The sequence below is a fragment of the Falsiroseomonas oryzae genome (genome assembly GCF_027856955.1).
Lineage (GTDB): Bacteria > Pseudomonadota > Alphaproteobacteria > Acetobacterales > Acetobacteraceae > Falsiroseomonas > Falsiroseomonas oryzae.
Map to the genome: position 1 here is coordinate 1 of NZ_JAPSMD010000354.1, position 5,559 is coordinate 5,559.

The 5,559-nt window shown below is 73.0% G+C and carries 6 protein-coding genes and 1 pseudogene; all 7 read left to right on the forward strand.

Annotated features, from left to right (window positions below; translation table 11 throughout):
• A pseudogene (locus OZN99_RS24130) lies at window positions 1-218 on the forward strand (ABC transporter substrate-binding protein); the annotation flags it as partial.
• 39 nt (window positions 219-257) lie between these two features.
• Window positions 258-1,241: a Bug family tripartite tricarboxylate transporter substrate binding protein gene (locus OZN99_RS24135; protein WP_270937797.1), complete on the forward strand. Its 984-nt coding sequence runs from the start codon at window positions 258-260 to the stop codon at window positions 1,239-1,241.
• Between the two features lies 1 nt (window position 1,242).
• Window positions 1,243-1,680, forward strand: a complete 438-nt coding sequence (locus tag OZN99_RS24140) for a DoxX family protein (protein WP_270937798.1) — start codon at window positions 1,243-1,245, stop codon at window positions 1,678-1,680.
• A complete protein-coding gene (locus OZN99_RS24145; RefSeq protein WP_270937799.1) occupies window positions 1,677-2,645 on the forward strand; it encodes a Bug family tripartite tricarboxylate transporter substrate binding protein in 969 nt (322 codons plus the stop codon). The genes OZN99_RS24140 and OZN99_RS24145 overlap by 4 nt, the downstream gene beginning before the upstream one ends.
• A 13-nt stretch (window positions 2,646-2,658) precedes the next feature.
• A complete protein-coding gene (locus OZN99_RS24150) occupies window positions 2,659-3,627 on the forward strand; it encodes a Bug family tripartite tricarboxylate transporter substrate binding protein (RefSeq protein WP_270937800.1) in 969 nt (322 codons plus the stop codon).
• A 5-nt stretch (window positions 3,628-3,632) separates the two neighbouring features.
• Window positions 3,633-4,508, forward strand: a complete 876-nt coding sequence (locus OZN99_RS24155; protein WP_270937801.1) for an amidohydrolase family protein — start codon at window positions 3,633-3,635, stop codon at window positions 4,506-4,508.
• 4 nt (window positions 4,509-4,512) lie between these two features.
• Window positions 4,513-5,391 carry an NAD(P)-dependent oxidoreductase gene (locus tag OZN99_RS24160; protein ID WP_270937802.1) on the forward strand — a complete coding sequence of 293 codons (879 nt, stop codon included), beginning with the start codon at window positions 4,513-4,515 and terminating at the stop codon, window positions 5,389-5,391.
• Window positions 5,392-5,559 lie beyond the last annotated feature (168 nt).

Sequence of the window (5,559 nt, forward strand, 5' to 3'; positions counted from 1 at the left end):
ACCTGCTGGTGGCGCGCCGCGACATCGCCCGCGACCGCGCGGCGGACCTCGTCACCCTCGTCGCGCTGCTGCAGCGCGCCGGCGCGGAGGCGCCCGGCCGCGCCGCCCTAGCCCCCGCCCTGTCGCTCGCCGCGCGCTTCTGCGCCGAGCAGGGGCTCGTCGCCCGAACCCTCGCCCTCGGGGAGATCTGGGAGGGAACACCACCGGCGCTCGGCTGAGCGCAGAACGCGTCCAAGACAACACCGGAGAGAACGAAGATGGTCACCCGCCGAACACTCGGCCAGGGCGCGCTGGCGCTCGCCCTGGCGACACCCGCCCTGCGCGCCCCGCGCGCGCAGGAGACGGAGCTGCCGAACCGCCCGATCAACGTCATCGTGCCCTGGCCGCCCGGCGGCCCGACGGACGCCTTCGCCCGCGTCCTCACGCAGCGCATGTCGACCGATACGGGGCGCAGCTTCGTGGTGGACAACCGCGGCGGGGCGGCGGGCACCATCGGCATGCAGGCCGCCGCCCGCGCCCGGCCGGACGGCACCACCCTCGTCATCACGCCGAACTCCACCTTCGCCATCGCGCACCACATCTACCCCGTGCAGTACAGCCAAGAGCGGGACTTCACGGGCATCGGGCTGCTGGCCTCCTCGCCGCTGTTCATCATGGTGCCGGGCCGGGCGCCCTATCGCACGCTGCAGGACTACATCGCCGCGGCCAGGCAGCCGGGCCATCGCATGACCTATGCGAATTCCGGCGTCGGCGCGACCTCGCACCTGGCCGTCGAGCTGTTCATGCAGACCGCCGGCATCGAGATCCAGGAAGTCGGCTATCGCGGCGGCGGGCCCGCGCTGCAGGCCGTGCTGGCCGGCGAGACGGGGATGCTCGTGCTGCCCACCGCTGCGGCCATGCCGCTGATCGCCTCAGGCGATCTCCGCGCGCTGGCCGTGACGACGCGGGAGCGCAGCCGCTACGCGCCGGACGTGCCCACCTTCCAGGAGCTCGGCTTCGCGGGCTTCGAGGTGGTGGAGCAGATCGCCATGTTCGCCCCCGCCGGCACGCCGGAGCCGCTGCTGCGCCGGTTCAACGCGGTCGCCGCCGCCGCGCTGCGCGCGCCGGACATGGCGCCGCGCTGGCAATCCATGGGCGTGACGGTCGAGGCGCAGGCGATCGAGGCCTGGCCTGCCTTCTTCGCCGCCGAGAACGGCAAGTGGCGCGACTTCATCCGCGCTCGCAACATTCGGGTGCAGTGACATGACGACCGCCCTCGCCGCGCTGCGCGCGCGCCTCGACGCCACCTTCGAGCCGCTGGCCTACACGCTGCTGCGCGTGATCGCCGGCACCTTCCTGATCGCGCATGGCTGGCCGAAATGGCAGGCCGGCGTCGCCACCTTCGCCGCCAACGGCCTGGCCCGGCGGGGCATCGAGCCGGCGCTGCCGCTGGCCTGGATGGTCGTCTCGCTCGAGACGATCGGCGGGCTGCTGATCGCGGTTGGCCTGCTGACGCGGCTGGCCGCCTTCCTCGCCGCCGGGCATCTTGCCTTCATCACCTTCGTGGTGCTTTGGCCCATGGGCTTCGCATGGAACCGCGGCGGCTGGGAATTCGCGGCCATGTGGGCCACGGTCATGCTGTTCATCGCGGTACGGGGAGGAGGACAATGGTCGCTCGACAGAGTGGTGTTCCGGCGATGATGCGCCGCCGCACCCTGCTGGCCGCCGCGCTGGCCGCGCCAGCGACGGCGCGCGCCCAGGGCGCCTGGCCGGACCGGCTGGTCCGCGTGGTCGTGCCCTTCACGCCCGGCGGCACCACCGACATCCTGGCCCGCGCCATGGCGTCCGAGCTGCAGGAGGCGCTTGGCCAGCCCTTCGTGGTGGAGAACCGCGGCGGCGCGGGCGGCACGTTGGGCTCGGAGGTCGTGGCCCGCGCCGCGCCCGACGGCCACACCATCATGATGGGGCATATCGGCACGCTGGCGGTGAACCCCTGGCTCTACCGCAACCTCTCCTTCGACACCGTCACCTCCTTCCAGCCCATCATCCAGGTGGCTGTGGTGCCGAACGTGCTGGTGGTGAACCCGCGCAAGGTGCCCGTGCAGAACGTGCAGGAGCTGGTGGCGCTGGCGCGGCGCCAGCCCGGCGCGCTCAGCTACGGCTCGGGCGGCAACGGATCGGCGGCGCATATCGCGATGGTCGCCTTCAACGTCGCGACCGGCACGCGGATGGAGCATGTGCCCTATCGCGGCACCGGGCCGATGGTGACCGACCTGCTCGCCGGCACCATCGACCTGACGCTCACCGGCGGCCCGGCGGCGCTGCCGCCGGTGCGCGCCGGCCAGTTGCGCGCGCTCGGCGTCTCCTCCTTGACGCGACTGTCCAGCGCGCCGGACATCCCGACCATCGCGGAGCAGGGCGTGCCGGGCTTCGACGCCACGCAGTGGTACGGCCTGGTTGCGCCGGCCGGCACGCCGCGCCCGATCATCGACCGGCTGAACGCCGAATGCACCCGCATCCTGCGCGGCGACCGGCTGCGCCCGCGTCTGGAGGCGGAAGGGGCCGACCCGACGCCCGGCACACCGGAACAGTTCCGCGAGCTGATCGTCGCGGAGCGCGCGCGTTGGGGCGAGCTGATCCGCACCGCCAATGTCCGCGCCGACTGAGAAAGGTCCCGCCATGCCACGCATCACCCGCCGCGCCGCGCTCGCCGCGGCGCTCGCGCTGCCGGCAGCCGGCGCGCGCGCGCAGGTCTTCTCCCGCCCGATCCGTATGGTCGTGCCCTTCGCCGCCGGCGGCGTCGCGGACCTGACGGCGCGTGCGGTCGGGCAGCGCATCTCCCCGCTGCTCGGCCAGCCCGTGGTGATCGACAACCGCCCGGGCGCCGGCGGCATCGTCGCCGGGCAGCAGCTGATGGCGGCACCGGCGGATGGCCACACCCTGCTGGTGGCCAGCAACGGCACGGCGATCAGCCGCAGCCTGTTCCGCAACCTGCCCTTCGACCCGCTGCGCGACTTCGCCCCCGTGGTGACGATGGGCGCCTTTCCCATCGCCGTGATCGTCGCGCCGAACTCGCCCATCCGCGACGTCGCGGACCTGATCGCGCGCGCGAAGGCGCAGCCGGGCCGCCTCAACATCGGCTCCATCAGCATCGGCAGCACGCAGAACCTCTCGGCGGAGCTGTTCAAGATCCGCGCGGAGATCCGGGCGGAGACGGTGGTCTTCCCCGCCACGCCGCAGCTCGTTACCGCGACGCTGCGCGGCGACGTGGATGCCGCCTTCGAGATCACCGGGCCGATCGCCGGCCAGATCCAGTCCGGCGCGATCCGCGTGCTGGCCGTCACCTCCGCCCAGCGCGCAGCAAACCTGCCGCAGGTGCCGACGCTGATGGAACAGGGCGTGCCGAACTACGACGTCGCCTCCTGGAACGCGCTGGTCACCCGCAGCGGCGCCCCGGCAGAGGCGATCACCGCCGTCAACCGCGCCGTGAACGAGGCGCTCGCCACGGCGGAGTTGCGCGAGGCGCTGACCCAGGTGGGCGTGGAGCCGCGTGGCGGCAGCGTGGAGGCGATGGCGAACCTGCTCGCCGCCGACACCGCGCGATGGGCGGAGGTGATCGAGAAGGCCGGGATCGAGCGGCAGGGCTGACGACGATGCGAGAGATCCCGACCTGCAAGGGGCCGGACCCCGACACGAAGACGCCGCGCTACCGCCCGCCGGCCGGCGCCTGCGACACGCATTGCCACGTCTTCGGCCCCGGCGACGTCTTCCCCTATGCGCCCGACCGCGCCTACACGCCGCCCGACAACGGCTACGAGAACCTGGTCCGGCTGCACCGCATCCTCGGCCTCTCGCGCGCCGTCATCGTGCATGCCTCCTGCCACGGTAGCGACATGGCGGTGACGCTGGATGCCATCGCGCGCGCGGGCGGCACGATGCGCGGCGTCTGCGTGGTGGATCCCGGCGTGACGGATGCGCATCTGGCAAAGCTGCACGAAGGCGGCATCCGCGGCGTACGCTTCAATTTCGTCAAGCATCTGGGCGGCATGCCCGACATGGGATTCTTCCAGCGCGTGCTGGCGCAGGTCGAACCCCTCGGCTGGCATGTCGTGCTGCACCTGGACGCGCAGGACATCGTGCCGCTGGCCGACACCATCTCCGCCATCCGCATCCCCTTCGTGATCGACCACATGGCGCGGGTGAAGGCGAAGGACGGCGTGGCGCAGCCCGCCTTCCGGCAGTTGCAGGCGCTGATGGAGAACCCTCTCGCCTGGGTGAAGATCTGCGGAGCGGAGCGCATCAGCTCCACCGGCGCGCCCTTCCGCGACGCGCTGCCCTTCATCCGTGCGCTGGCCGCGCAGGCGCCGGACCGCCTGCTGTGGGGCACCGACTGGCCGCATCCGAACATCGCCGGCGACATGCCGAATGACGGCGACCTGGTTGACCTTCTGGCCGAGGCGGTGGAGGACGAGGCCGTCCGCCACAAGGTCCTGGTGGACAATCCGACCCGCCTCTACTGGAAGGAATGACGCCATGATGCCGTCGCGCATCGCCCTGATCGGCCTCGGCGAGGTCGGCGGCATCCTGGCGCGGGACCTGCGGGCGGCGGGCCACAGGGAACTCGTCGGCTTCGACATCGCCTTCAAGGATCCCGACAGCAAGGCCAGCCGCAACGCCGCCGCGCAGGGCGTGCGCACCACGGCCTGCGGGGCGGAAGCGGCGGCGCGCGCCGACCTCATCATCTGCGCCGTCACCGCCGGCTCCGCCCTGGCCGCGGCGCAGCACGCGCGCGCCGGGCTGGGCCACGCGCCCTTCTACCTGGACGTGAATTCCGTCTCGCCCGCCACCAAGCAGGAGGCGGCGGCGCTGATCGAGGGCGGCGGCGGCCGCTACGTGGAGGCCGCGGTGATGACCAGCGTGCCGCCGCACGGCATCCGCTCTCCCATGCTGCTCGGCGGCCCGCATGCGGAGGCCTTCCTGCCGGTGGCGCGCAGCCTGGGCATGAAGGCGCAGGTCTTCTCCGACAAGGTCGGCGGCGCCTCCTCGGTCAAGATGTGCCGCAGCATCATGATCAAGGGCATGGAGGCGCTGGCCACCGAATGCATGCTCACCGCGCGGCACTACGGCGTGGAGCGCGAGGTGCTGGCCAGCCTGGCGGACACGCTGCCGCACGAGGACTGGGCCGGCCTCGCGCGCTACATGATGAGCCGCGCGCTGATCCATGGCCGGCGCCGCGCGGAGGAGATGCGCGAGGTCGCGCGCACCGTGCAGGAAGCCGGGCTCGAGCCGATGCAGAGCGCGGCGACCGCCCGTCGCCAGGACTGGGCCGCCGACCAGGGCGCCGCGCTGCCGCGCGCCGTGCTGGACGGCAAGGACCTGCCGGCGCTGCTGGACGCGATCCTCAGGCGCTGACGGGTGCCGCCTGCGTCGGCGCGGCGCGCCGACGCGACCACAGCGCCAGCCCGAGCCAGAACGACACCGACACCGCCGAGAGCGCCCAGCCCAGCCGCTCCGGCGCCGTCGCCACGCGCGCCAGCGTCAGCGCGACCGGCCCGGCCGGCAGGTCGACGCGCAGCAGCC

What these genes read in the sequence shown, in the direction of transcription:
- OZN99_RS24135 (WP_270937797.1), top strand. Translation starts at nt 258, where the DNA reads ATGGTCACCCGCCGAACACTCGGCCAGGGCGCGCTGGCGCTCGCCCTG.
- OZN99_RS24140 (WP_270937798.1), top strand. Translation starts at nt 1,243, where the DNA reads ATGACGACCGCCCTCGCCGCGCTGCGCGCGCGCCTCGACGCCACCTTC.
- OZN99_RS24145 (WP_270937799.1), top strand. Translation starts at nt 1,677, where the DNA reads ATGATGCGCCGCCGCACCCTGCTGGCCGCCGCGCTGGCCGCGCCAGCG.
- OZN99_RS24150 (WP_270937800.1), top strand. Translation starts at nt 2,659, where the DNA reads ATGCCACGCATCACCCGCCGCGCCGCGCTCGCCGCGGCGCTCGCGCTG.
- OZN99_RS24155 (WP_270937801.1), top strand. Translation starts at nt 3,633, where the DNA reads ATGCGAGAGATCCCGACCTGCAAGGGGCCGGACCCCGACACGAAGACG.
- OZN99_RS24160 (WP_270937802.1), top strand. Translation starts at nt 4,513, where the DNA reads ATGATGCCGTCGCGCATCGCCCTGATCGGCCTCGGCGAGGTCGGCGGC.